The following is a 23026-nucleotide window of genomic DNA, read 5'->3' on the forward strand; positions in this document are numbered from 1 at the left end:
ATGGGCGTGATCCGCGACCTGCTGCGCCTGCTGCGCGTGACGCGCGAGCTGCCGCCCCTTCCGTCCATGCGGGACACGATCCGCCAGTCGGCCGACATCGCGGAGCAATGGGGGCGCGTCGCGGAGGCCTTCGCGGATCCGCACGCCGCAGCGGCCCGGAGCGGACCCGGCGGACCGTACGGTGCGGCGACGGCCGATCCGTTCGCGAATCTGGCGTTCCACCAGCGCGGCCTGCCCGCGTCCGGCACGGTGCTCGCGTGCACACCCGAAGGCCCTTCTTCCGCCGACGGCCTGACGGTGTACGCCGTGCTCCTGGACGTGCGGATCGAGGGCCGCGAGCCGTACCGGGCGACCTACCGCACGGTCATCGCCGAGCCGGCCCTGCACAACTGGCGCCCGGGCGCCGTGCTGCCCTTCCGCGTCTCCCCCGACGACCCGCAGGCCCTGCTGCTCGGGTGACGCGAGCGCGGCCCACCCCCCACAAGACCCTGACCCGAGAGCGAGGAGCATGACATGAACAGCTGGGTGCGACGAGGGATCCTCGTCCTCTTCTGGATGGCGATCGGCACCGTCCTCGCCTCGATCCTCGGGTTCGTCCTCGGCAGCGCCGAGACGGCGACGATCGCGTTCGTCATCGCCCTCCTCGTCGCCACGACCGTCGTGCCGACGATCCTGATCCTCAGCACGGTGGCCGGGCTCGGCTCGGGCTCGCCGGGGCGCCCGAGCGCCGGGCGCGGTGCCCTGCTCGGCGCTCCCCCGGTTCTCTCCGCCTCCGCTCCCCGCGAGATCGCCCGCATCGAGTCCCTGCGCGAGCAGGGGGTCACCGTGCGTAACTTCCACCACCTGTATGAATTCACGGTCACGGTGTTCCCCCGCGCCGGCGCTCCGCGCCGCGAGGTGTTCTCGCAGCTCATCACCATGGGCGAACTGCCCGGCTTCTTCACCGGGCGCTACGTGGTGCTGGCGACGACGCCCGGTGCGCGCCCCGTGCTGGATCCCGCGCCCGATGCGCAGTGGAAGGTCGCGCTGCGCGACGCACCGGCGCGCTACGACGGTCTCACCGCGGCATCAGTCGCCGCGACGACGCCTCCGACGGCGCAGGCCGCCGGCCCGTCGCCCTCGGAGACCCCCTCGACCGCCGGCCGCGCCGGCCGGATCCTGGCGAACCTCGTGATCATCATGCTCTGCGTCGCCGGCGGGTTCGCGCTCGGCACCGTCTGGGTGTTCTCCACGCCGCAACGCGCCGTCGCGCTGATCGAGGAGATGCCGCAGCGCCTCAGCGGACACGTCCAGGGCGTCTGGGACTCCGCGGTCCTCGACCTCGATCTCACCGATCTGCGCCGTCAGCTGCGCGGCCGCAGCCTGGAGTCCGTGGTGATCTTCGACACCTACTGGTCGATCGATGCGAGGAGCGCGACGGATCCGGAGGGCGAGGACAGTTACGCCTACCGGAACGGATCCCTCAGCCTGTCCTGGACCAGTGAGCTCACCTCGTCCCAGGGCGGGTTCTCGATCGACGAGGTCGACCCGGACGTCGTGCGCCGCGCGGTCGCGACCGTGCGCGCGGACGCCCCCGGCATCGTGATCTCGAACGTGATGATCCGCCGACTGCAGGGACCGCTCGTCATCGACGTCGACAGTGACGGGGTGTACAAGACGACGACCCGGCGTTTCGACGCCCGGACCGGCGTGGAGATCGGCTGATCCTGTCGATGCGAACTCCGCGCCGGACTGGCAGACTCTAAGTCCGCTGGGGCGCGCATCGGCGCGTGCCCCGGATCGACCGATCGGGACCCCTATGTCGCAGCAGCCCACGCCGTCGCACCCCCTGGACTCGCTCACCGGAGCGGAGTTCTCCGCCACCGCCGCCGTTCTCGCCCGCGAGCACGGCATCGATGCCGGCTGGCGGTACGCCTCGATCATCCTCAAGGAGCCGCCGAAGACCGAGGTGAAGGCCTGGCGCGACGGGGATCCGATCGTGCGGCGCTCGCTCTCGGTGCTCTGGCGCAAGCAGACCAACGAGGTCTATGAGGCCGTCGTGAACCTCACGGACGACACCGTGGAGTCGTGGAAGCACGTGCCGGGCGTCACCCCCAACTTCACGATCGACGAGTACCACGACTGCGATCACGCGATGAAGGAGAACCCCGAGGTGCGCGCCGCGCTCGCGGCCCGCGGCATCGACGACGTCGACCTCGTGCTGTTCGACGTATGGACCTACGGCGGAGCCGTGCTCCCCGAGCAGTGGCGCGACCGGCGCCTCGGCTGGGTCGATCTGTGGATGCGTGCGACGCCGGATGGCAACCCGTACGCGCATCCCGTGAGCGGGCTGAAGATCATCGTCGACATGAACACGCTCGAGGTGCTCGAGATCGAGGATCACCACGACTACGGCTTCCCCGACGTGCACGGCGAATACGTGCCCGAACTGGCCGGCATCACACCGCGCGAGGATCTCAAGCCGCTGCAGATCGTGCAGCCCGAGGGCGTCTCCTTCACCGTCGACGGATCCCGGATCCGCTGGCAGAACTGGGACTTCCAGCTCGGGTTCAACTACCGCGAGGGGCCGGTCATCTACCAGGTCGGCTTCGACGACCAGGGCACCCGGCGCGAGATCGCCTACCGCATGTCCTTCGCCGAGATGATCGTGCCCTACCGGGACTCCAGCTTCGACCACTACCGGCGCACCGCGTTCGACATCGGCGAGTGGGGCCTCGGATACATGTGCACCTCGCTCGAGCTCGGCTGCGACTGTCTTGGCGAGATCACCTACCTCGATGCCGTGCTGCCCGACACCGCCGGTCAGCCCTGGACGATCACCAACGCGATCTGCCTGCACGAGGAGGACAACGCCGTGCTGTGGAAGCACGTGGATCCCGACTCCGGCACCGAGGTGCGCCGGCAGCGCCGGTTCGTGGTGTCAGTGCACGCCACGGTCGCCAACTACGAGTACCTCGTGTACTGGCGCTTCTACCAGGACGGCAACATCGAGTGCGAGGTGCGCGCCACCGGCATCATGGTGACCACGCCCATGGCGGAAGGGCAGGACGGCAAGGCCACGGGGACGACGATCGACACCCGCACCTACGCGCCGTTCCACCAGCACTTCCTCATCGCCCGCCTCGACCTGGACATCGACGGGGATGGCAATACCGTCGTGGAGTCCGACTCGATGCCCGCGCCGATCTCGGAGTCGAACCCGTTCGGCCTCGACCTGAACACGCAGGCCACGGTCATCCGCTCCGAGGCGGAGGCGGGCCGCAGCTTCAATTGGGAGCGCCAGCGCGGGTGGAAGGTGCAGAACCCGAACAAGCTGAACGCGTGGGGCGCCCCCGTCTCCTACAAGCTCGTGCCCTCGGCATCCTTCCCGGCGATGTTCGACGAGTCCTCGCCGATCCTGAAGCGCAACCCGGTCATCGGCAAGACGGTCTGGGTGACGCGGCACCACGACGACCAGTTCTGGCCCGCGGGCGACTACCCGACGCAGGCCGTCGACGACCTCGGCAACGGCATGACGGCATGGATCGCGGATGACGAGAACCTCGTCGACGAGGACGTGGTGCTCTGGTACAACTTCGGGATCCACCACATCACCCGTGCCGAGGACTGGCCGATCATGCCGGCCGACACGATCTCGTTCTGGCTCAAGCCGTTCGGGTTCTTCGACCGCAATCCCTCGCTGGACGCCCCTCGCTCGGTCAAGGGCGCTGCGTGCGCCTGCGGCGGCGGGGAGTGCCACTGCGACCACGGCGCCGGTCACGGGCACGGCGAAGCGCACACGCATGCGCACGGCGAAGCGCACACGCACGACGAAGGCCACAGGCACGATCACCACGGCTGAGCGTTCCGGTCCCTGAGCCTGTCGAAGGGCCCTGCGGATCCGGTCTCTGAAGCTCTCTTCAGGCCCGGATCCGCGGGACGGCGGTCGCTCCGGACGTCGCAGCGACGGGTTTCCCGGAACCGGCGCCGGAGGCCTCGGACGGGGCTACGATCGCGATAGGCGAGAGGCCGTGGCGACATCCCACTGAGCGTCTTGGAGCGATGATCCACGCCGCCCGGACTCCGCGAAGGAGGTCCGAAATGAACACGCAGGAGCAGCAGCGCGGCACCACGACGCACGCGGACTGGGGCGCAGGGCATCCTCACCTGCTGATCACTCGCGAAGACACCCACCTGGTGCACGAGATCACCGAGGACGAGACGCGGATCGGTTCCGATGCGGACTGCCAGATCCGCCTCGAGGGCATCGCCGCGGTGCACGCGATCATCCGCCATGACGGCCACGACGACTACGACCTCGAGATGCTCGCTCCCGGTCAGACCAGCGCGAACATCGCGAAAGCCGCCGAGGAGGAGGGCCGCTCGGTCGAGACCCTGCACACCGGCGCGCGTTTCACCGCCGGCGACTGGCGTTTCGTGTTCGTGCGCGACGAGTTCGCCGACCATGGCCGCCCCTACGGCGGACGACTCGGCGGCGAGGGCGCGCACCAGCGGCGGCAGCCACCACGGCCGGACTACGAGAGCGAAGGGCACACCGGCGCGATCCCCGCTCCCCCGTCACCGCCGGTGCTCGAGCAGAATGGTGGTCCCGGGGTCGCCGACTGATGCTCCACGCATCCCCGTCGGTGAGCGGGATGAGAGCACCGCGAGGGGGCGACGATCGCGGGCCGCCGGGGCTGGTCAGACGAACTGGACGCGCGGTGCGGGCTCGTCGACATAGGCGCGCCCGTCGGGGCTGATCCATTCGATGACGCCCCCGGGCTGTTGGATGGCGTGCCATCGCCAGCGGTCGTCGACGTCGGGATGTTTCAGCGCATGATGTCCCCGGCACAGGCAGCACAGGTTGCCGAGATCGGTGCGGCCGCCTTTGGCGTGGTCGTGGTTGTGGTCGATGTCGCAGGAACGGGCGGGCATCCGGCACCCCGGGAACCGGCAGCGCTGGTCCCTGGCTCGTAGGAATCGTCGCATCCGCTCCGTGGGGGCATACGTGTCGGCGCGGGTGAGCATCCCGCGAGCGTCGAGGAAGAGCCGGTCCCACACGTCAGCCGTCGCCGCGAGGCGCCGGGCGAGATCCACATCGATCGGACCGCGTCCGTCGAGCTCCGCCGGCCGATCGTCGGCGCCGGTCAGCGTGGATGCAGCGATCGTGACCTGCACCGTGGCGCGGATGCTCTCGATTCCGCTCTCGTTGATCAGATCGGTGTCGGAGGCGAGCAGCAGATCCGTGGCGATGTCTGCGCGGATCTCATCGAGAGATCGAGTATCACGGGCCGGCTCCTGGAGATCGTCGGCCATCGACGCGAACAGCTCCAGCCGTCGCCAATCGTCGTCGGTGAGTTCTCGTCCGACCTGCGGGGCGTGCGGGCCGTGGAACGCACCGCCGACCTCGGCAGCCCCGGTCGTACGGATCCGCCGGGCGATCGCCGTCAGCCGACCATGGGCAGCGTGCGCGAGCGGCGACGGCATCAGGATCTCCAACCAGGCCATCCCGTCGTCGACGTCGGTGACCCGCACCTGCCGATCAACGCGGGCACGGCGATGCCTCTCGGTCGTGCTCTCCGGGGCCACCGCTGCCGCCGCCGACTTCGCGAAGGCCTCCGTGCGCGGCGCCGTCTCCGCTGCTGCGTACGGCACCACCAGCTCCTCGTAGCGGGCCGCGGCCTCGTGGTCCGCGATGTCGATCGCCGACGCTCCGGCGACGATCACGACCGCGTGCCGCAGGGAGATCTCTCCCACAGCGAGCGCGGCCCTCGTCGCGGGAAATCGATCGTTCAAGGACCAACCCGTGCTGAGCGCTCTTGCGGCCGCCGCCCGGGAGATGTGCAGCCCCGCGGAGATCTCCGCGAACATCGACCGCTCAGCGCTCTCGAAGCCGTCGGCGCCGGGTGGGACCTCGTCGAGGAGCAGCTGCACCCGCGCTCCGAGCAGGGCCGACTTCTCCGCCTCGAGAGCGGCGATCCGACGGTCGATCTCTCGGCACCGATCCACGATCTCCTCACTGCGGACGAGGTAGGGATCGATGATGGCCATACCCCATTCTAGAACATATCTTCGAAGATGAGAAGGGCTCGTCGAACTTCTCTCAGGACTCGGAGGGCACCAGAGGCAGCTGCGGGCCGTGGTTCCACGCCAGGATCGCGGGCTGCTCGCGGTTGAAGCCGAGCACCGAGACGGATCCGGCGTCCAGGGTGATCGCGGCCCCGAACCGCGGCGCCTGACGCAGGAACACGGCGGTCAGGATCCGCAGGTAGTGGCCGTGCGCGATGAGCGCGACGTCGCCGTCGACCATCGCAGGCAGCACCCGGGTGAGCACGCGCGAGGCCCGCGCGGCGACCTCCTCGACGGTCTCCCCCGGGGTCTCGCCACGGATCACGCCGTGCGTGAAGGCGCTCCAGTTGTAGCCGAGCTCCGCGCGGATGTCCTTGGTCGTGCGGCCCTCGAACCCGCCGTAGTCCCACTCCACGAGCAGCGGATCGATGTCGGCGTCCAGCCCCGCGAGCTCTGCGGTGCGGCGCGCGCGTTGCAGCGGAGAGGACAGCACGAGGCGGAAGTCGTATCCGGTCACGAGCGCCCCGGCCAGTCGGGCCAGCTCCTCGCCGCGCGGAGTGAGCGGGATGTCGGTGCGGCCCGTGTGGCGCCCGGTGCGCGACCACTCGGTCTCGCCATGGCGGAGCAGGACGAGCTTGCCCTGCGGATTGTCCGGCGCGGGGCGTTCGGGTAGCGGATCCAGGGCTGTAGCGAGTTTCTGCACCCTGCAAAGGTACGCTCCTCCGCTAGCGCTCCCCGTCGGCGAGCGGCCGCTTCCTCGCGTCACGCTGAGCCCGGCGCAGCCGCGTGCAGGCGAGCGGGATGATCCGCGCGCCGACGATCACGCTGCGCGCGCCCAGCACCACGGTGAGCGCACGGACTCCCCACGCCGGCAGGAACACGCAGAGCACAGCGAGCGCCAGGTCGAGCATGCCGAACAGGAGTTCGGTGCGTGGTGTCTCAGCCTCCGCACGCACGACGGCCATCACCTTCGACACACCGCTGGACAAGTAGACCAGCGCGGCGATCAGGACGATGACGTCGGCAGGCACCGCGCCTGCACACATCGCGAGGCCGCCTGCCACAGCCAGCAGGCCGCTCACGATGCTCAGCGCGCGGCCTCGGTCGCGCGTGAGCGCTGCGCTGAGATCGTCGACACCCGAGATCAGGAAGCCGAGTCCGATCAGCAGCCGCAAGCGCAGCACGATGTCCCCCTCGGCGACCAGCAGCAGCACGCCCGAGGTCAGCGAGACCGCACCCGCAGCGACCACGAGCCACCACGGCAACCCGCGCAGTCTGCAGCGAGGCGCTCTCGGAAGGTCCAGGCGCGGTCATGCAGGGCGGGCACGTGAACATCGTACGGGTGCGCGGCACGCCGGCCGGGTCAGCCCCTCCCCAGAACGAACAGCAGGCAGAGCACCCCGACGAGCAGTGTCGCGGCGGTCAGAGCGACCACCGGCCAGCCCGAGCGCAGCACGACCGGTTCGGTCGAGGTGAGGGCCCGGTGCTGACGCCGGTAGCGGCGGTGCGAGCCGACCAGCACGACCAGGGCGAGCACGAGCCCCGCGAACCCGAGCACGAGCGCCGCCGCGCCGATCACGGCGGGCAGGATCCGCATGATCACCACGGAACCGCCGGCGAGCGCCAGCGCCGTGCGCCGCCACGCCAGGGCGGTGCGTTCCGGCTGCAATCCGGGGTCGAAGACCCGCTCGGGTTCGCCGGTCACGCCAGCAGCACCCCGAGGAGCACGAGGATCCCGGTCGTGACGACCACGAGCACGAGCGGGATCGCGATCCACGGCGGGCCCAGCGGGGCCCCCTCCCGCAGCGAGCGCTCGGTGCGCATCCAGCCCAGCCACGCCTGCACCGGGGTCAGCAGTCCCGCCACGATGAGCAGGATCGATGCGGCGTGCCGGAAGCCAGGGTGCATGCCCAGACCCAGGGCCTCGAGCGCGACACCGCCGGCGAGCAGCGCGAGGGAGGTGCGGATCCAGGCCAGGAACGTGCGCTCGTTCGCGAGCGTGAATCGGGCGTCCGGCTCCTCGCCGCGGTCGTAGACGCGCCGGGGGAAGCGGCTGGTGCTCATGCGTTCTCCGTTCGGAGCGAGACGGTGCGGAATCCGGCGTTGCCCATCGACGAGTCGGGCGTGTTCGAGCTGCGCGCGGAGTTGCGGTAGCGGTTGCAGTAGGAGATGTGGCACAGGTAGCTGCCGCCGCGCAGCACGCGCGCCATGCCGAGCGACGGGCCGCGCGGATCCGCCTCGGCGGAACGCTCGTAGGCGCGCGGGTCGAACCAGTCCGCGCACCACTCCCACACGTTGCCGACCGGCTGGAAGAGTCCGTAGCCGTTGGCGGCGAAGGCGCGCACCGGAGCCGTCGTCAGCCAGCCGTCGTCGAGGGTGTTCTCGCGCGGGAACGAGCCCTGCCAGATGTTCGTGCGCCATCCGCCGTCGTCCGGCTCCTCGTCGCCCCAGGGGTACTTCGCCCCGTCGAGTCCGCCACGGGCGGCGTACTCCCATTCGGCTTCGGTGGGCAGCCGGCGGCCGGCCCAGGCGCAGTACGCCGCGGCGTCGTTCCAGCTCACGTGCACGACGGGGTGGTCGGCGAGCCCGTCCAGATCCGAGCGGGATCCCCCGGGGTGCGCCCAGTCCGCGCCGCGCACGCCGTACCACCACGGGGTGCCGGCCGCGGGACCCATGACGTCGGCGTCGGGAGCACTCACGGCCAGATGGAACACAGCGGAGAACCCGAAGGTCTCCGCCTCCGTGCGGTAGCCGGTGGCTTCGACGAAGCGGGCGAAGTCGGCGTTCGTGACGGTGGTCGCGTCGATCTCGAAGCCCTCGAGCGCCACGCGGTGCCGCGGGGTCTCGCCGTCGCCCCGGTTCTCGTCGCCCGAGGAGTCGCCCATGACGAAGGAGCCGGCGGGGATCCGCGCCTGCGCGATCGCATGCCGGCCGACGGCGTCTCCCCCGCGTACCTCCCGCGCGCCGAGCAGCGGAAGGGCCGTGCGCCCGCCGGACAGCACGTCGCGAGGCGGCGCGCCGCAGGCGCAGTCGGGACCGCAAGCCGATTCGCCCATGAGACCATCTTCCTCTGTCGCGTCATGCTCGCGCGCCATCACGCGCACCGCGAGACCTGAAGATCACAGCTCGATCCTGTCGCTTGGCCGATTCACCTACGACGAAGCGCGGGGGCTCCGCGCAACGCCGTCAGGGCAGCGCGAGCTCGTCGAGATGTCGGGAGAGCAGGCCCCTCATGGCCTTCGCCGACAGTGGCCGGTCAGGCCACAGCGCCTGCAGGGCGATGCCGTCGAGCAGCGCGTTGAGACGCAGCGCCTCGTACTCGGGGTCGCGGCCCGCGCCGAGTCCTCCTGCCCCCTGGAGGTGCAGGATCATCGAACTGCAGACACGGCCGACGGCCTCGTTGAGCCGGATCGCGGTGGGCCGCAGCTGCGCATCCGTCAGGGCGAGGACACCGAGCTGCACCTGCGCGATGAGCTCGGTGCGCCGTTCGCTGTCCAGCGGCAGAAGCTGCGAGAGCACGTCTTCGACAAGGTGACGCCCATTCAGATGCTGCGACGCCGCTGCGATCCGCCCGGAAGCTCGCTCCTCGATCAGGCGGAGGCAGTGTTCGCGCAGTGCGTGCTGGGTGGGGAAGGCGCGGCGCAATGACGCGGTCGCGATCCCCGCCTCCTCCGCGACACCGCGCACCGAAAGCCCGGCGAGACCGTCCCGCTCGAGCACTCTCATCGACGCGGCCGCGATCTGGGCGGTGCGCTCGTCCGCATCGATGAGTCGGGGCATGATCGCCAGTCTAGGGACGGACCGGCTGCGGTCGCGGCGCGGGCTTCTTCGGCCAGATCGTGTAGCTCACGGCCCATAGGAGGTCGACGACCAGCACGATTCCGACGATGCGGAAGCCGGCGAGCAGACCCTCCGTTCGCTCTGCGTCACCGACCAGCAGGACGAGGATCGCGACGATCGCCGATGCGATCGCGGCCATCAGCAGGGTGCGCAGCAGATCCTTCCAGCACTTCTTCGCATACGCCGACCCAGCGAGCGCGACCGGGCGAGGCCCGCCCGCGAAGCGATGCGCGAAACGGATGTCGGCCCAGGCGATGAGCGGACGCCCGAACGCGATCGAGAAGCCGATGTAGACCGCCGCCAGGCCGTGCTCCCAGGACGCGGTCCCGCCGCGGAGCAGGTCGGACGCGACCAGGAAGAGGAGAACCACATCGATCATCGGCGCCGCGATCAGGAATCCCGCGCCGAGGCGGGGCCGGCGCAGCACGTATCGCGCGACGAGCCCGGCGACGATCGTCACCCAGAACGCGACCTCGCACACCACGACAAATGCCAGGATCATGTCGCACCACCCTTCCCCGCTCGAACTTTGGTAGCACGACTGTATCAACAAAAGGGGAAGGGCGCGACGAAGGAGCAGCCGCGAGGCGGCCGACGACGGCGGGCCGGAATGACTCGACATCGAGGAGACCCGGGGCCTCGGATGTCGCCCCAGGAATCATCAGCCGAGGACGACGAAAACCCCGAGCGACTGCTCGGGGCTTTCTGTTCCGGTGGACCCAAGGGGATTTGAACCCCTGACCTCCTCGATGCGAACGAGGCGCGCTACCAACTGCGCCATGGGCCCGTGAACCAGATCAGCCTAGCACGGGCACGGGGAAGCGCTCGTCATCGGCGGCGTCTGCAGCACCCGCCGGGCGTGTCGGCTCGCGCTCAGCCCGCGGCGCGCTGGGCGAGCAGCTGACGCACGTGCGCCTCGATCTCGGCGTCGTCGACGTAGCCCATCCGCGTGTACGGCGACTCCTGTGCAGCCGTGGGCGCGGGCAGCTCCACGGGGGCCTGCGGGGCGAGTTCATCGGCCTTGCGCTGCAGCTCGGCGGCGCGGGCGGCCTCACGCGCAAGGGTCTGGGCGTCGATCGTGGCACGCGCCGCGTGCGCCCGGGATCCGGCGACGGAGGTGAGCGGCTCGGGCAGCGTGCGAGGCGTCCAGATGCGCGGGCCCTGATCGTGCAGCTCGCTCTCGCGCGCGGGCGACTCCTCCACCGCAGGTGCCGTCACGACGCGCGCGGCACGGCGGGCCGCGCGATGGGCGACCGCCGCCATACGCTGCAGCATCAGCAGGGCGAGCACCGCGACAGCACCGCCGGTCCAGAGCAGGATCGATGATGCGCCGGTCACCAACTGCCAGACGCCCAGGCCGGACGCGGCGAGCGCGAGGACGAACATCACCGTGGCGACGAGGCGAGTACGACGGCGAGCGCGGGCGCGCAGGAAGGCGGGATCGGCGCGCGTGGAGGCGAGCTGCTCGCGCAGAAGCTGCAGATCGGCCTGCTCCCGGTCTGTCTGCAACTTCTTCGCCAGCTTCTGCTGCGCGAGAGCCGTGCGGGCGTTCAGCTCGAGCTGCACCTCGCGCGGCGCCTCGCTGGTCTCGGCGAGCACGCGCAGGGCGCGGTTCAGCCGCAGCGCATTGCGCTCGGCGGCGTCGTACTGATGCTGTCCCCGCCACGACGGCAGGAAGTAGAGCAGCCACAGCAGCGCCGCGACCAGGACGATCACGCCCCCGCTCAGCACCGGCCCGTTCATGCCCTCCACGGTATGCGACGGCCCGCCCGTGACCGCGCCGACACGCGCACGCCGACCCCACGCCGAGCCGGCGCAGGCCCTCGACCGGCCCCGATGTCCGCACCGGCGAGTAGGGTCGGGCTCGTGGCCTCGTTCACCCCTCTGCAGCGACTCGTCATCGCCGTCGCTGTCCTCGCATCATTCGTCACGTTCCTCGACGGCACCGTCGTCACGGTCGCCCTCCCTGCGATCAGCCGCGAGCTGGGCGGCGGCATCACCACCCAGCAGTGGGCGGTGGACGCCTACCTGATCACGCTCAGCGCCCTGATCCTGCTCGCCGGATCCGTCTCCGACGCCTACGGTCGGGTGCTCGTGATGAGGATCGGACTGATCGCGTTCGGGGTCGCCTCGATCGCCGTCGCGGCCGCGCCCACTCCCCTGGTGCTCATCATCGCCCGTGCCGCGCAGGGCGCCGCCGGCGCCCTGCTCGTACCGAGCTCGCTTGCGCTGATCACGGCCGTGATGCGCGGCGAGGTGCAGTCCAGGGCGATCGGGGTCTGGACCGCCTTCACGACCGCCGCACAGCTGGTCGGACCGCTGCTCGGCGGGCTGTTCGTGGATCTGCTCTCCTGGCGCTTCGTGTTCCTCATCAACGTGCTTCCGATCGCCGTCACGCTCCTGCTGCTGCGCCGGCTCCGTCTGCCGGAGCACGAGCGCACCGCGCAGGTGGACTGGCTCAGTGGGGCGCTCTGCGCCATCGGGCTCGGCGGCGTGGTCTACGCGCTCATCGAGCAGCCGCATCAGGGGTGGGTCTCCCTCGTGATCCTGATCACCGCCGTCGGCGGAGCGGCTCTGCTGGCGATCTTCCTGCTGCGCCAGCGCCGCCCGCACCCGCTGATGCCGCTGTCCCTGTTCCGGGTGCGCAACTTCGCGTGGGGCAACCTGTCCACCCTCTTCGTGTACGCGGCCCTGTCTCTGAACGGTTTCGTGATCGGCGTCTACCTGCAGCAGGGCGCCGGGCTCAAGGCCACCGAGGCGGGCCTTGCCAGCCTGCCGATCACGATCCTGATGATCCTGCTCAGCTCGCGCGTCGGTCGGCTCGCCGGGCGGCTCGGGCCGCGGCTGTTCATGGCGGGCGGTCCGCTGGTCATGGCCGCGGGTGCTCTGCTGCTTCTCCTCGTCTCCGAGGACTTCGACTACTGGTGGCAGGTGCTGCCGGCGATGATCTTGCTCGGCATCGGCCTGTCGCTGACCGTCGCCCCGCTCACCTCGGCGATCCTCGGATCGATCGAAGAGAGCCGCTCCGGCATCGCCTCGGCGGTGAACAACGCGGTCTCCCGCGTGGCGGGCCTGCTCGTGGTCGCGATGATCTCCACGATCGTGGGCGGAACGCTGAACCTGGCGGGCTTCCACAGCGCCACCTGGGTCACCGCCACCCTGTTCGCGGTCGGCGGGGTCGTGTCGTGGATCGGGATCCGCCGCCCCGTCCCGGAGGCCGTCACCGATCCTGCCGAGGGCTGAGCCGCCTCACGGGCGGGCCGCGCTCAGCCCTGGACGCCCGCCTCCCCGTGCAGCCCGACATCGCCCTGCACGTCGGCTGTGCCCTGCACGCCGGTCGAGGGCAGATCCGACGACGGCACGGCCGCCCATTCCGCGGGGACGCGCCCCGACGCCCAGCGGTTCAGCACGCCCTCCGGCACGTCCTCGCGCACGAGCGAGAACGCGAGGTGGTCGCGCCAGTCTCCGTCGATGTGGATGAATCGGCGGCGTATACCCTCATATCGGAAGCCGAGCTTCTGCACGACGCGCAGGCTCGGCCGGTTCTCCGGCCGCAGGCAGATCTCGATCCGGTGCAGCCCCAGATCGGTGAACGCCAGGTCGGTCGCCATCGCGACGGCGGCCGGGGTGATCCCGTGCCCCGCGAAGCGCTCACTGACCCAGTAGCCGATCGTCGCGGAGCACAGGGATCCGCGCATGACGCCCCAGATGTTGAGCTGACCGGCGATCTTCCCGTCGTACTCCATCACGAACGGATAGCCGCTGCCGTCCCGGTACTGCTGCAGCAGCCGCCGGATGCTCACCCGCATGTCGATGCCGGTCTGCAGGCCGGGCAGCGTCGCCTCCCACGGCTGCAGCCAGCGCCGGTTGGTGACCAGCTCATGCTGCAGCGGGCGCGCGTCCTTGGTCCGGATGAGCCGAAGCTCGACCGGTCCATGCCGCATCGGCGCCGAGACGTCCACGATCCGCTCAGATCCTCTCGGCGAACTCCTTGAGCCAGACCCGCAGGTCCGGCCCGAGGTCATCGCGATCGGCGGCGAGCTGCACGATCGCCTTGATGTACTCCAGGCGATCGCCCGTGTCATAGCGGCGCCCGCGGAAGATCACGCCGTGCACGCCGGGCCCGTCCGGATCCGCAGCGAGCTCCTGCAGCGCGTCCGTGAGCTGGATCTCCCCGCCCTTCCCGGGCGGCGTGCGCTCGAGGATCTCGAAGATCGAGGCAGGCAGCACGTAGCGGCCGATCACGGCGAGATTCGACGGCGCCTCATCACGAGCGGGCTTCTCGACCAATCCGGTCACGTGCCGGATCTCGTCGGCGGCGCCGTCCGGAGTTCCGTCCACCGCCGCCGTGCCGTACAGGTGGATCTGGTCGAGATCCACCTCCATGAGCGCGATCACGGCCGCGCCCGTTCGCTCGTGCTCGGCGATCATCGCCGTCAGCAGCGGATCGCGCTCGTCCATGAGGTCGTCGCCGAGCAGCACCGCGAACGAGCTGTCACCCACATGCGTGCGCGCGCGCAGCACCGCATGCCCGAGGCCCTTGGGCTCACCCTGGCGCAGATAGTGGATGTCCGCCATGTCGCTGGACGCGACGACGCGGGCGAGGCGGCTGTGGTCGCCCTTCTGCGTCAGCTTGCCCTCGAGCTCCGGCACGGAGTCGAAATGGTTCGAGATCGCGTTCTTGTTACGGCCGATGATCACGAGGATGTCGTCGATGCCCGCGGCCACGGCCTCTTCGACCACGTACTGGATCGCGGGCTTGTCGACGACGGGCAGCATCTCCTTGGGCATCGCCTTCGTGGCAGGCAGGAAGCGCGTGCCCAGGCCGGCCGCGGGGATCACGGCCTTGATGCGTGCCTTCGTCATCTGCTCAGCTTACGGGCGCTTGCTCGGATCCGGCCCTCAGCCGACACGCGCGGACCCCCGGTAGAATCAGGGCCATGCCCGGCGAGATCGATCATGCGAAACGCGCGCTGCGCGCCGATCTGCGCGAGCGCCGCGGCCTGCTGTCGGATCAGCAGCGCGCCGCAGCCGAGACCGCACTCAGGGCACGCCTCGACGAGCTGATCGCCGCGACCGGCGCGCGCTCGATCTCCTGCTTCCTCTCGACCACCACCGAGCCCGGCACGCGCACCTTCATCCGCGAGGCGCTCGCCCGCGGCATCCGCGTGCTGCTGCCGATCACCCGCGAGGACGGCCTGCTCGACTGGGCGGTGGCGGGCTCCGAGGAGGAGATCACGACGGGCTTGCACGGACTGCCCGAGCCCACCGGCAAGATCCTCAACCCGATGGCGCTGGATGAGGTGGATCTGCTGCTCATCCCGGCGGCAGCCGTCGATCGCACGGGAATGCGCATGGGCTGGGGGCGCGGTTACTTCGACCGCACGCTCGGCTCGATGCAGAAGTGCCCGCCCGTCTACGCCGTCGTCTACGACTCCGAGATCCTCGACGAGGTGCCGCACGACGTGCACGACCAGCCAGTCACCGGCGCGGTCACGCCGCTGCGCACCGTCGTCTTCCCCCTGACCTGACCTTCCCGAACCGAGACCTGCGAGGCCCCATGCCCACTTACTCCTATGCCTGCACCGTCTGCGGGCACCGCTTCGACGCCGTCCAGTCCTTCTCCGACAGCGCCCTCACCGAGTGCCCCGAGTGTCAGGGGCGACTGCGCAAGGAGTACGGATCGATCGGCGTGACCTTCAACGGCTCGGGCTTCTATCGCACCGACTCCCGCGCGGGATCTGGGGTTTCCTCTTCGGCGGGGGCATCATCGAAGACGGAATCGACGGCGAGCGCCAAACCCGCGCCCGCCTCCGCACCGGCCTCGGGATCCTGAGGCCGAACTTCAGGGGAGAGAAAGAAGCATGATCAAGGGGTTCAAGGAATTCATAACACGCGGGAACGTCATCGACCTCGCTGTCGCAGTCGTCATAGGTGCCGCGTTCACCGCGATCATCAACACCATCGTCGAGAGTTTCATCAACCCGTTGATCGGAGCTCTCGTCCCGTCGGGTGATCTCGCCAAGTGGACGATCACGATCCCCGGCGTCTTCGCCGATGCGCACTTCGGCATCGGCGCCATCATCGCCGCGATCATCAACTTCGTCGCCGTGGCACTCGTCGTCTACTTGTTCCTCGTCATGCCGATGAACAAGTTCAAGGAGCGCCAGGCCGCGAAGGCGGGTGTCGTCGACGCACCCGAGGAGCTGCCCAGCGAGCAGGTTCTGCTCATCCAGATCCGCGACCTGCTCGAGAAGCAGAAGTCGGCCTGACCGGATCCAACCTCGATGCCCCCGCGCCCTCGTGGCGACGGGGGCGTCGTCGTCTGCGGGCCGCCGATGTCAGTAGTGCGGCGGCACCTCGCGGCGCAGGGCGGCGTCGTTCGGCCCCGAAGCGCCCTGTGCCGTCGCTCCGGAATCGCGGTCGCGCTCGTCCGGCTCGGCGTGCGTGCCAGGCGCCGGTGTCAGCTTCGCACGTCGTGAACCGCGCACGCGCACGATGCGCTGCCGGGATCCGGATCCGTCCGAACCCGCCTCGGACGACGCAGCAGGCTCCCCGTCAGGCATCGTCGACATCGAGCGGCTGGGTGTCGCCGTCCACGCGCGGCGCGTCGAGCGGCACCCCCAGCACCTCGCCGATGCGGCGTGCGACGCCGGCGGGATCGCTGTACAGGTCGAAGGCGTGCACGCGGATGTAGTGCCAGCCGAGGCGTCGCAGCACCTGCGGGCGCAGCCGCAGCGTCTCCCGGAGCGACTCGGGACGCGATTCCGGATCCGGTTCGATCACAACCGCCTTGCCGGCGTGCTGCGCCACCAGGGGCAGCAGTCCGCGGTAGTCCACGTCGACCGAGACCCCGATGCGCCGCAGTTCTCTGGCGAGCGCGAGCGTGAGCGGATCCGCCTGGTCCTCCGAGCGCTCCTCGCGGGCGTGGCCGGCGAGGTCGCCGAGGATCGCCATGAGCGTCGCGGCACCGTGATCGAGGCGGCCCTCGTCGAACGAGGACGGTCGGATCGAGGAGACGATCACCATCGACCGGCGCGCCCTGGTCATGCCGATCGTGAGCAGGCGGTCGCCGTCGGGCGAGGACAGGTCGCCGAAGTCGCTGAGCACACGGCCGTGCTTGGTGACGCCGTAGCCGAGGGAGAAGATCACGCGGTCGCGGCTCTCCGCCGCCGCCTCCTCGAGCGTCAGCACGATGAAGGGCTCCTGCGTGTCCCTTCCGACGAACTCGGCCACGTCGCTGCGCCCCGCGAAGGCGACGGACACGGCCGCGAAGACCCGCTCGGCATGCCGGCGGCTCGCGGTGACGACCATGAGCGACTCGGTCGGGCGGTGCACCGCGTGCTCCACCACGAGCGTCACGACGCGCGCGACCTCGGCCTCGGGGCTCTCCATCGCACCGGTCTCCGGGTGCGGGATGCCGACGCCACCCTCGACGTAGTCGACGGTCAGGGATCCGCGTCCGAGATAGGAGCCTGCCCACGGCAGTGACACGATCTCGCCGCCGTAGAACGCGTCGTTGATGAGCGAGGCGAGATCCTCACCGCCGGCGCGGTAGCTGCGGGTCAGGGTGACCACGGGCAGCAGTTCGGAGAGGCGCTCGAACACAGAGGTCTCGTCGAACGGCTCCTCCTCCTCGCGGTCCTCCGCGGGCATCGTGGCCACCTGGAACGCAGTCGGCTTCTGCAGCACAGGATCGCCGAACGCGACGATCTGGCGGGCGCGGCGGATGGCCGGCGTCGCCTCGGCCAGGTTGATCGCGGCGGCGTCGACCAGGATCACGGTGTCGAACTCGATCGAGTCGGGCAGATCCGGCACCTGATAGGGCGAGGCGATCCAGACGGGCGCGAGCACGCGCATGAGCGTGGGCGCCGCAGCCACCAGCTCGGCGACCGTGGTGCGGTGCTGGGTGAGCCCGTGACGCAGATTCTGCGCCTCTGCGGCTTCGTCCACGATCGAGATCCGCCACTGGCCGCTCAGTTGCCAGGCGAGCAGGGGACCTGCGGCGCCGGCATGCGCCTCGTCGACGAGGCGGAAGTCGCGCTCGAGCTGATCCACGACGGAGGTGTTCGCGCCCAGCAGCGAGCGGTTCTGGCGCAGCGCCTGCTCGAGCAGCGACTGCCACCAGGCGTACTCCAGCTCGGCGCCCACCCGATCCTCCGAGAGGTGCCTGGTGGACAGGTCGATCAGCAGCGGCTCGAGCCCGAGACGTGCCAGTTCGTCTCGGATCCGGGCGCGCTCGATGAGGTTCTCGAAGACGTCGGACTTCGCCGCGAGACCGGCGAGCGTGCGCAGCAGGCGCGCGACGGGCAGTGTCGCGAGCGGCTCGCGACGTCCCAGCGCCGCGTCGAGTTCGGCGAGCTGCGCGTCGACGTCGCGCCAGGCCACGGAGACGTCGGCGAGCCCGAGCGGCACCTCGGGGGCGACGCCGGCGTCGACATAGCGCTGCCATTCGGTGCGCTGGCTCTGGATACGCGTGAGCGCCTCGTGCATGTCGCCCACGTGCGCACCGGGTCGCACGTACTCCTTGGCGAGCTGGCGCAGCCGGCGACGGTTCGCACCGGTCAGCGCAGCGCTCTCCCGACGATTGCCGTGAGCCTTGATGAGCTCCCCGAGCGGACGCTCGAACACGGCCGGGGTGAAACGGTCGAGCGAGTCGCGGATCCCCCGCAGCAGCCGCAGGTACTCGCCGAGCTCGGAGATCGTCGCGAACGGGCGCATGCGCGTCTGGGCGACTAGCTCGTAGCCCTGCTCGAGCAGATCCGGCACGGTGCGCGCATGCAGCCGCTCGGCGAGCGCGTGCACGCGGTGCGCCTCGTCGGAGGAGGCGAAGACGACGCCGTACCAGGGCGAGTCGTCGGGCCCGAACCGGAACTCGCCCAGCCGCGCGGCCTGCGCAAGGGCCTCGGCGGCATGCGTGCGGTCCTCCGCGAGGTTCTGCAGCGCCGGCCGACCGAGCCGCGCGGTGGTGGACGGCGGCATCGGCAGCAGCGCGAGCCGGGTGAGCATGCGGGTGGCGTCGAGCACGCTGGCGCCCAGCGCCGGATCCTTCTCGGTCAGCGCGCGGCGGTAGTCGCGCAGCACCGTGCGCAGCCGGAGCAGGGCGTCGTCGATCTCGGCGAGCTTGGGCGGGGCCGCCTTCTCGTTGCGTCCGATCGCGCGCACCAGGTCCCGGCGCACGGAGGCGGGCGACACGGCGAATCCGTCCAGCCCGATCCCGCTCAAGCGGTGCCGCACGCCGTCGAGCGTCGAGCGTCGCGGCGAGACGACGAGCACGCGCTTGCCCGCGCGCACCAGCTCGCCGATCGCGTTGATCACGGTCTGCGTCCCGCCGGTCCCCGGCAGCGTCGACACCGTGAGCGAGTGCCCGGCCGCGATGCGCGCCAGCACCTGCTCCTGCTCGTTGTCCGCGTCGAGGAGCAGGTTGTCGGAGGCCGGTGCCCGGTCGTCCGGACCGGCGGCGGAGGGGGTCGGACCGGGTGCGGTGACCCGCTCGCGATCGGCCGCGTGCCCGGCCAGCGCATTGAGCACGGGGTGGTCGAGGTCGTGGGCGTCGCGGGCCATCGCGGTGCCGACATCGGCGAAGGTGGAGACGACCATGCGCGGCTGCACGGAAAACGTGTCGACGGACGAGGTCGCCGCACGGAGCATGTCGATGGCGGGCTGCGGTGCGAACACGCCGTTCTGATACGCCAGGGCGGCGAGCCGGGCGTCGTCGATCGTGATCCCGAAGTGGTCGCGGGCGATGCGCACCAGCTCCGGGTTGAGGAAGAACTGCCCGTGCAGCTTCAGCTCGTAGTCGGCGTAGTGCCGTCGGATCGCCAGCGGACGCAGCAGCATCGGGGCGGCGTAGTCGACGCCGCCGATCCGCCAGGTGCACAGCCCGACCGCGAGGTGCACGGCGTCGAGGCCTCGCACAGTGCGCAGCTCGGTGTTCTTCGCGGTGATGCGGTCGGCAGCCAGACGGGCGTTGCGCAGCCCCACCTCGTCGCGGAACAGGTTCGAGAGCAGCGTGGAGCGGCCGGTGATGAACTGGGGAAGGCTCCCGGGATGCGCCCGCGAGATGTCGATTCCGCCGCCGGCGACGTCGCGGTAGGCAGTGAGCGGCGACGGCCCGCCGAGCTCCGCGGCCTCCGCCCTGAGACGGGTGCGCTCGACCGTGGCGGCATGCACCACCTGTACGCCCGGCTCCGCCACGTCGACGTCGCTGGGCGTCACGGACTTGTCCTCCGCGTTCTTCCCGTCACGTCGCCACACACGACAAAGACTAGGCGTGCCGCATGGGCAGAACCGTCAGATCCGCTGGGTTTCGCCGGATTCAGGTGCTTTCTCCCTCCACAGCGGGCCTTTTCCCGATGTTCCCCACCGATTGCGCCTCTCGGCCTCCGTCGGCGCCGGCGGTGACCGAGGATGGGTGCATGATCTACCGCTACGACTTCGCCGACACCCCGTTCGGGGACGCGCTGCTCGTCTTCTCCGACGAGGGGCTGGTGGCCTTCGACCTGCCGGAGGGGATGCACCGCGGCTCGCCCTGGGCGCTGGAGGCGACCGCACGGATGCTGCATGCGCTGCCGGAACCGGATCCGGGCGCGGGCGCCGAGGTCGACGCACTGCTGCGCGCGTACTTCGACGGAGAGCCGATCCGCTTCGATCAGGAGCTCGCCCTGGACTGGCGGCTCGTGAACGGCTTCACCCGCGCCGCCCTGCAGGCCGTGTCCGAGATTCCCTGGGGCGAGTCCGCGAGCTACGGCGAGGTCGCGGCAATGGCCGGCAGTCCCGGCGCCGCTCGCGCGGTGGGCACCGCGTGCCGGAACACCCCCTTCTCGATCGTCGTGCCCGTGCACCGCGTGGTGCGTGCCGACGGCTCGCCCGGCCAGTACGGGGCGCATCCCGAGCGCAAGCGGTACCTGCTGGACCTGGAGGCGGATGCGGCCGCCCGAGGCCGCACCGCGGACGACGTCCGCCCCGGCGTGTAGGCCGCCGGGGCGGACGCGCATCCGGGCGGGATGCGCGGCGGGCGCGCGGGTGCGCGCACCCCTTCGTCAGTGCGGGCGGCTCAGTGCTCCACCGCCTTCTCCGCGCCGTAGCCGGTGAGCGAGCGCACCTCCATCTCGGCGGCGAGCCGCCGATCCTCCGTGCCCCGGTCCAGTACGGATCCGAGCCAGCCCAGCAGGAATCCGAGCGGGATCGACAGGATCCCCGGGTTCTCCAGTGGCCAGACGGCGAAGTTCACGCCCAGCAGGAACGAGGTGGGTTTGCCGGAGAACACCGGCGACAGCACGATCAGGATGATCGCCGCCGCCAAGCCCCCGTACATGCTCCATACCGCGCCCTGCGTGGTGAAGCGCTTCCAGAACAGCGAGTACAGGATCGTCGGCAGGTTCGCCGAGGCGGCCACAGCGAACGCCAGCGCCACGAGGAAGGCGATGTTCTGCCCCTGTGCTCCGATGCCGCCGAGGATCGCGAGCACGCCGATCACGATCACGGTACGGCGCGCCACGCGAACCTCGCCGTTCGGATCCGCCTGGCCGTCGCCGTTCCTGCTGCGTTTCACCACGTTCGCGTAGATGTCGTGCGCGAACGACGCGGCCGCCGTGATCGTGAGCCCCGCCACCACCGCGAGGATGGTCGCGAACGCCACCGCCGAGATGAAGCCCATCAGCACGGGACCGCCGAGATGGAGCGCGAGCAGCGGCGCCGCGGAGTTCACGCCGCCCGGCGCCGCCATGATCGACTGAGGTCCGACCAGTGCGCCGGCGCCGTACCCGAGCACCAGGGTGAGCAGGTAGAAGATGCCGATCAGCCAGATGGCCCACACCACGGAGCGACGAGCCTCCTTCGCCGTGGGCACCGTGTAGAAGCGCATCAGCACATGTGGAAGCCCGGCGGTGCCCAGCACCAAGGCGAGCGCGAGGGAGATGAAGTCCCAGGGATTGGCACCGTACTTCAGTCCCGGGCCGAGGATCGCGTCCTTCGGGTCCGAGGCGGATGCCGCCACCGCGCTCTCCAGGAGGGTGTTCAGGGAGAAGCCGTTCAGTGCGAGCACCCAGACGGTCATCGCGACCGCGCCGGCGATCAGCAGACCCGCCTTCACGATCTGCACCCAGGTCGTCCCCTTCATCCCGCCGATCAGCACGTACACGATCATCAGCACGCCGACCACCGCGATGATGAGCGATTGCCCGAGCTTGTCGCTGATGCCGAGTAGCAGCGAGACCAGGCCGCCGGCGCCCGCCATCTGCGCGAGCAGGTAGAAGAAGCACACCGCGAGGGTCGTGAGCGCCGCCGCCATCCGCACCGGCCGCTGCCTGAGCCGGAACGAGAGCACGTCGGCCATCGTGAACTTCCCGGTGTTGCGCATCAGCTCGGCCACCAGCAGCAACGCCACGAGCCAGGCGACGAGGAACCCGATCGAGTAGAGGAACCCGTCGTACCCGTTCACGGCGATCGCGCCGCAGATGCCCAGGAAGGACGCCGCGGAGAGGTAGTCGCCGGCGATCGCGAAACCGTTCTGCGGGCCGGTGAAACTGCGACCGGCCGCGTAGTAGTCCGCTGCGGTCTTGTTGTTCCGGCTCGCCCTGATCACGATGAACAGCGTCACGGCGACGAACGCGAGGAAGACGGAGATGTTCAGCACCGGATTGCTCTGCTCGAGCGTGGAGCCGGCGGCGGAATGAATGACGATCATGCCCCCGCCTCCGACTTCTCCAGCGTCTCGCGAATGCTCGCGGATTGCGGATCCAGCTTCCGGTTCGCGAATGCGACATAGCCCATCGTGATCGCGAATGTCGTCACGAACTGGCCGAGACCGAACAGCAGCCCGACGGTGATGTCTCCCCACACCCGCTGCGCCATGAAATGCGGAGCGAATGCCGCGAGCAGGACATACACGAAATACCAGACCAGGAACAGCACTGCGAGCGGGAACACGAAGGATCGATGCTCGCGGCGCAACCTGCGGAACGGTTCCGATTCCTGCACCTGCAGATAGTCGATGGCATCGGATGTGTGCGCATCAGTGGTTTCGGACATGGGGCCTCCTCGCCTCATATCGATTTCTCCGGCGAGCCCCGATGCGCGCCGGAGTGATAACGTCGACGCTACGAAACGACCAGACGGGGCGGGCACCCCCGGAAGT

The 23026-nt window shown here is 70.1% G+C and carries 24 protein-coding genes and 1 tRNA gene; 9 read left to right on the forward strand and 16 right to left on the reverse strand.

Annotated elements, in window-relative coordinates:
- The 4 genes from ACTJI8_RS12145 to ACTJI8_RS12160 all read left to right on the forward strand — a co-directional run bounded on the left by ACTJI8_RS12145 (nucleotide 1) and on the right by ACTJI8_RS12160 (nucleotide 4605).
- A complete protein-coding gene (locus ACTJI8_RS12145) occupies nucleotides 1–459 on the forward strand; it encodes a hypothetical protein (protein WP_440733700.1) in 459 nt (152 codons plus the stop codon).
- A gap of 54 nt (nucleotides 460–513) precedes the next feature.
- Nucleotides 514–1704, forward strand: coding sequence for a hypothetical protein (locus ACTJI8_RS12150; protein ID WP_440733701.1), 1191 nt, complete (start codon nucleotides 514–516; stop codon nucleotides 1702–1704).
- A gap of 94 nt (nucleotides 1705–1798) precedes the next feature.
- Nucleotides 1799–3841 carry a primary-amine oxidase gene (locus tag ACTJI8_RS12155; protein ID WP_440733702.1) on the forward strand — a complete coding sequence of 681 codons (2043 nt, stop codon included), beginning with the start codon at nucleotides 1799–1801 and terminating at the stop codon, nucleotides 3839–3841.
- A gap of 239 nt (nucleotides 3842–4080) precedes the next feature.
- Nucleotides 4081–4605, forward strand: a complete 525-nt coding sequence (locus tag ACTJI8_RS12160; protein ID WP_440733703.1) for an FHA domain-containing protein — start codon at nucleotides 4081–4083, stop codon at nucleotides 4603–4605.
- A gap of 75 nt (nucleotides 4606–4680) precedes the next feature.
- Here ACTJI8_RS12160 and ACTJI8_RS12165 read toward each other — a convergent pair whose 3' ends face one another.
- From ACTJI8_RS12165 to ACTJI8_RS12210, 10 genes are all read right to left on the reverse strand, one after another.
- Entirely contained in the window at nucleotides 4681–6030 is a 1350-nt protein-coding gene (locus tag ACTJI8_RS12165; protein WP_440733704.1) for a DUF222 domain-containing protein, read from the reverse strand.
- Between the two features lie 52 nt (nucleotides 6031–6082).
- Complete coding sequence (locus tag ACTJI8_RS12170; protein ID WP_440733705.1) at nucleotides 6083–6751, reverse strand: histidine phosphatase family protein; 669 nt, start codon at nucleotides 6749–6751, stop codon at nucleotides 6083–6085.
- 22 nt (nucleotides 6752–6773) lie between these two features.
- On the reverse strand, nucleotides 6774–7313 hold the full coding sequence (locus ACTJI8_RS12175; protein WP_440733706.1) for a DUF308 domain-containing protein: 540 nt from the start codon (nucleotides 7311–7313) through the stop codon (nucleotides 6774–6776).
- A 98-nt stretch (nucleotides 7314–7411) separates the two neighbouring features.
- Nucleotides 7412–7753 (reverse strand): DUF202 domain-containing protein, encoded by a 342-nt coding sequence (locus tag ACTJI8_RS12180; protein ID WP_440733707.1) that lies wholly within the window; start codon nucleotides 7751–7753, stop codon nucleotides 7412–7414.
- Nucleotides 7750–8112 (reverse strand): YidH family protein, encoded by a 363-nt coding sequence (locus ACTJI8_RS12185; RefSeq protein ID WP_440733708.1) that lies wholly within the window; start codon nucleotides 8110–8112, stop codon nucleotides 7750–7752. The genes ACTJI8_RS12180 and ACTJI8_RS12185 overlap by 4 nt, the downstream gene beginning before the upstream one ends.
- The gene (locus tag ACTJI8_RS12190) at nucleotides 8109–9104 is read right to left on the reverse strand and encodes a formylglycine-generating enzyme family protein (protein WP_440733709.1); all 996 of its coding nucleotides are present in this window, start codon (nucleotides 9102–9104) and stop codon (nucleotides 8109–8111) included. Before ACTJI8_RS12190 ends, ACTJI8_RS12185 begins: the two co-directional genes overlap by 4 nt.
- 130 nt (nucleotides 9105–9234) lie before the next feature.
- A complete protein-coding gene (locus ACTJI8_RS12195) occupies nucleotides 9235–9828 on the reverse strand; it encodes a TetR/AcrR family transcriptional regulator (RefSeq protein WP_440733710.1) in 594 nt (197 codons plus the stop codon).
- Nucleotides 9829–9838: 10 nt separating this feature from the next.
- Entirely contained in the window at nucleotides 9839–10390 is a 552-nt protein-coding gene (locus tag ACTJI8_RS12200; protein ID WP_440733711.1) for a hypothetical protein, read from the reverse strand.
- A gap of 212 nt (nucleotides 10391–10602) precedes the next feature.
- Nucleotides 10603–10675: transfer RNA gene (locus tag ACTJI8_RS12205), tRNA-Ala, on the reverse strand.
- Nucleotides 10676–10761: 86 nt separating this feature from the next.
- Nucleotides 10762–11631, reverse strand: a complete 870-nt coding sequence (locus ACTJI8_RS12210; protein WP_440733712.1) for a hypothetical protein — start codon at nucleotides 11629–11631, stop codon at nucleotides 10762–10764.
- Nucleotides 11632–11724: 93 nt separating this feature from the next.
- On the opposite strand from ACTJI8_RS12210, the gene ACTJI8_RS12215 reads away from it, so the two are divergent.
- On the forward strand, nucleotides 11725–13131 hold the full coding sequence (locus tag ACTJI8_RS12215; protein ID WP_440733713.1) for an MFS transporter: 1407 nt from the start codon (nucleotides 11725–11727) through the stop codon (nucleotides 13129–13131).
- Nucleotides 13132–13154: 23 nt separating this feature from the next.
- Here the strand turns inward: ACTJI8_RS12215 and ACTJI8_RS12220 are convergent, their stop codons facing one another.
- Both ACTJI8_RS12220 and galU read right to left on the reverse strand, forming a co-directional pair.
- Complete coding sequence (locus ACTJI8_RS12220; RefSeq protein WP_440734089.1) at nucleotides 13155–13832, reverse strand: GNAT family N-acetyltransferase; 678 nt, start codon at nucleotides 13830–13832, stop codon at nucleotides 13155–13157.
- 25 nt (nucleotides 13833–13857) lie between these two features.
- Nucleotides 13858–14754, reverse strand: a complete 897-nt coding sequence (gene galU, locus ACTJI8_RS12225; RefSeq protein ID WP_440733714.1) for a UTP--glucose-1-phosphate uridylyltransferase GalU — start codon at nucleotides 14752–14754, stop codon at nucleotides 13858–13860.
- Between the two features lie 74 nt (nucleotides 14755–14828).
- Here galU and ACTJI8_RS12230 point away from each other — a divergent pair, with 74 nt between their 5' ends.
- Genes ACTJI8_RS12230 through mscL form a run of 3 tightly spaced genes read left to right on the forward strand, consistent with a single transcriptional unit; the run spans nucleotide 14829 to nucleotide 16160 of the window.
- Complete coding sequence (locus ACTJI8_RS12230) at nucleotides 14829–15419, forward strand: 5-formyltetrahydrofolate cyclo-ligase (protein WP_440733715.1); 591 nt, start codon at nucleotides 14829–14831, stop codon at nucleotides 15417–15419.
- A gap of 29 nt (nucleotides 15420–15448) precedes the next feature.
- Complete coding sequence (locus ACTJI8_RS12235; RefSeq protein WP_440733716.1) at nucleotides 15449–15724, forward strand: FmdB family zinc ribbon protein; 276 nt, start codon at nucleotides 15449–15451, stop codon at nucleotides 15722–15724.
- Between the two features lie 28 nt (nucleotides 15725–15752).
- The gene (mscL, locus tag ACTJI8_RS12240) at nucleotides 15753–16160 is read left to right on the forward strand and encodes a large conductance mechanosensitive channel protein MscL (protein WP_440733717.1); all 408 of its coding nucleotides are present in this window, start codon (nucleotides 15753–15755) and stop codon (nucleotides 16158–16160) included.
- 69 nt (nucleotides 16161–16229) lie between these two features.
- Here the strand turns inward: mscL and ACTJI8_RS12245 are convergent, their stop codons facing one another.
- Both ACTJI8_RS12245 and ACTJI8_RS12250 read right to left on the reverse strand, forming a co-directional pair.
- Nucleotides 16230–16454, reverse strand: a complete 225-nt coding sequence (locus ACTJI8_RS12245) for a hypothetical protein (protein WP_440733718.1) — start codon at nucleotides 16452–16454, stop codon at nucleotides 16230–16232.
- The gene (locus tag ACTJI8_RS12250; RefSeq protein ID WP_440733719.1) at nucleotides 16447–20106 is read right to left on the reverse strand and encodes an AAA family ATPase; all 3660 of its coding nucleotides are present in this window, start codon (nucleotides 20104–20106) and stop codon (nucleotides 16447–16449) included. Before ACTJI8_RS12250 ends, ACTJI8_RS12245 begins: the two co-directional genes overlap by 8 nt.
- A gap of 200 nt (nucleotides 20107–20306) precedes the next feature.
- Here ACTJI8_RS12250 and ACTJI8_RS12255 point away from each other — a divergent pair, with 200 nt between their 5' ends.
- Entirely contained in the window at nucleotides 20307–20864 is a 558-nt protein-coding gene (locus tag ACTJI8_RS12255) for a methylated-DNA--[protein]-cysteine S-methyltransferase (RefSeq protein ID WP_440733720.1), read from the forward strand.
- 80 nt (nucleotides 20865–20944) lie between these two features.
- Here ACTJI8_RS12255 and ACTJI8_RS12260 read toward each other — a convergent pair whose 3' ends face one another.
- Nucleotides 20945–22576: a solute symporter family protein gene (locus ACTJI8_RS12260; RefSeq protein WP_440733721.1), complete on the reverse strand. Its 1632-nt coding sequence runs from the start codon at nucleotides 22574–22576 to the stop codon at nucleotides 20945–20947.
- Nucleotides 22573–22920 carry a DUF485 domain-containing protein gene (locus ACTJI8_RS12265; protein ID WP_440733722.1) on the reverse strand — a complete coding sequence of 116 codons (348 nt, stop codon included), beginning with the start codon at nucleotides 22918–22920 and terminating at the stop codon, nucleotides 22573–22575. The genes ACTJI8_RS12260 and ACTJI8_RS12265 overlap by 4 nt, the downstream gene beginning before the upstream one ends.
- Nucleotides 22921–23026 lie beyond the last annotated feature (106 nt).

It is taken from the genome of Microbacterium sp. 22303 (assembly GCF_052045265.1).
GTDB lineage: Bacteria > Actinomycetota > Actinomycetes > Actinomycetales > Microbacteriaceae > Microbacterium.

What these genes read in the sequence shown, in the direction of transcription:
- ACTJI8_RS12145 (WP_440733700.1), top strand. Translation starts at nt 1, where the DNA reads ATGGGCGTGATCCGCGACCTGCTGCGCCTGCTGCGCGTGACGCGCGAG.
- ACTJI8_RS12150 (WP_440733701.1), top strand. Translation starts at nt 514, where the DNA reads ATGAACAGCTGGGTGCGACGAGGGATCCTCGTCCTCTTCTGGATGGCG.
- ACTJI8_RS12155 (WP_440733702.1), top strand. Translation starts at nt 1,799, where the DNA reads ATGTCGCAGCAGCCCACGCCGTCGCACCCCCTGGACTCGCTCACCGGA.
- ACTJI8_RS12160 (WP_440733703.1), top strand. Translation starts at nt 4,081, where the DNA reads ATGAACACGCAGGAGCAGCAGCGCGGCACCACGACGCACGCGGACTGG.
- ACTJI8_RS12165 (WP_440733704.1), bottom strand. Translation starts at nt 6,030, where the DNA reads ATGGCCATCATCGATCCCTACCTCGTCCGCAGTGAGGAGATCGTGGAT.
- ACTJI8_RS12185 (WP_440733708.1), bottom strand. Translation starts at nt 8,112, where the DNA reads ATGAGCACCAGCCGCTTCCCCCGGCGCGTCTACGACCGCGGCGAGGAG.
- ACTJI8_RS12190 (WP_440733709.1), bottom strand. Translation starts at nt 9,104, where the DNA reads ATGGGCGAATCGGCTTGCGGTCCCGACTGCGCCTGCGGCGCGCCGCCT.
- ACTJI8_RS12195 (WP_440733710.1), bottom strand. Translation starts at nt 9,828, where the DNA reads ATGCCCCGACTCATCGATGCGGACGAGCGCACCGCCCAGATCGCGGCC.
- ACTJI8_RS12200 (WP_440733711.1), bottom strand. Translation starts at nt 10,390, where the DNA reads ATGATCCTGGCATTTGTCGTGGTGTGCGAGGTCGCGTTCTGGGTGACG.
- ACTJI8_RS12210 (WP_440733712.1), bottom strand. Translation starts at nt 11,631, where the DNA reads ATGAACGGGCCGGTGCTGAGCGGGGGCGTGATCGTCCTGGTCGCGGCG.
- ACTJI8_RS12215 (WP_440733713.1), top strand. Translation starts at nt 11,725, where the DNA reads ATGTCCGCACCGGCGAGTAGGGTCGGGCTCGTGGCCTCGTTCACCCCT.
- ACTJI8_RS12220 (WP_440734089.1), bottom strand. Translation starts at nt 13,832, where the DNA reads ATGCGGCATGGACCGGTCGAGCTTCGGCTCATCCGGACCAAGGACGCG.
- galU (WP_440733714.1), bottom strand. Translation starts at nt 14,754, where the DNA reads ATGACGAAGGCACGCATCAAGGCCGTGATCCCCGCGGCCGGCCTGGGC.
- ACTJI8_RS12230 (WP_440733715.1), top strand. Translation starts at nt 14,829, where the DNA reads ATGCCCGGCGAGATCGATCATGCGAAACGCGCGCTGCGCGCCGATCTG.
- ACTJI8_RS12235 (WP_440733716.1), top strand. Translation starts at nt 15,449, where the DNA reads ATGCCCACTTACTCCTATGCCTGCACCGTCTGCGGGCACCGCTTCGAC.
- mscL (WP_440733717.1), top strand. Translation starts at nt 15,753, where the DNA reads ATGATCAAGGGGTTCAAGGAATTCATAACACGCGGGAACGTCATCGAC.
- ACTJI8_RS12245 (WP_440733718.1), bottom strand. Translation starts at nt 16,454, where the DNA reads ATGCCTGACGGGGAGCCTGCTGCGTCGTCCGAGGCGGGTTCGGACGGA.
- ACTJI8_RS12255 (WP_440733720.1), top strand. Translation starts at nt 20,307, where the DNA reads ATGATCTACCGCTACGACTTCGCCGACACCCCGTTCGGGGACGCGCTG.
- ACTJI8_RS12260 (WP_440733721.1), bottom strand. Translation starts at nt 22,576, where the DNA reads ATGATCGTCATTCATTCCGCCGCCGGCTCCACGCTCGAGCAGAGCAAT.
- ACTJI8_RS12265 (WP_440733722.1), bottom strand. Translation starts at nt 22,920, where the DNA reads ATGTCCGAAACCACTGATGCGCACACATCCGATGCCATCGACTATCTG.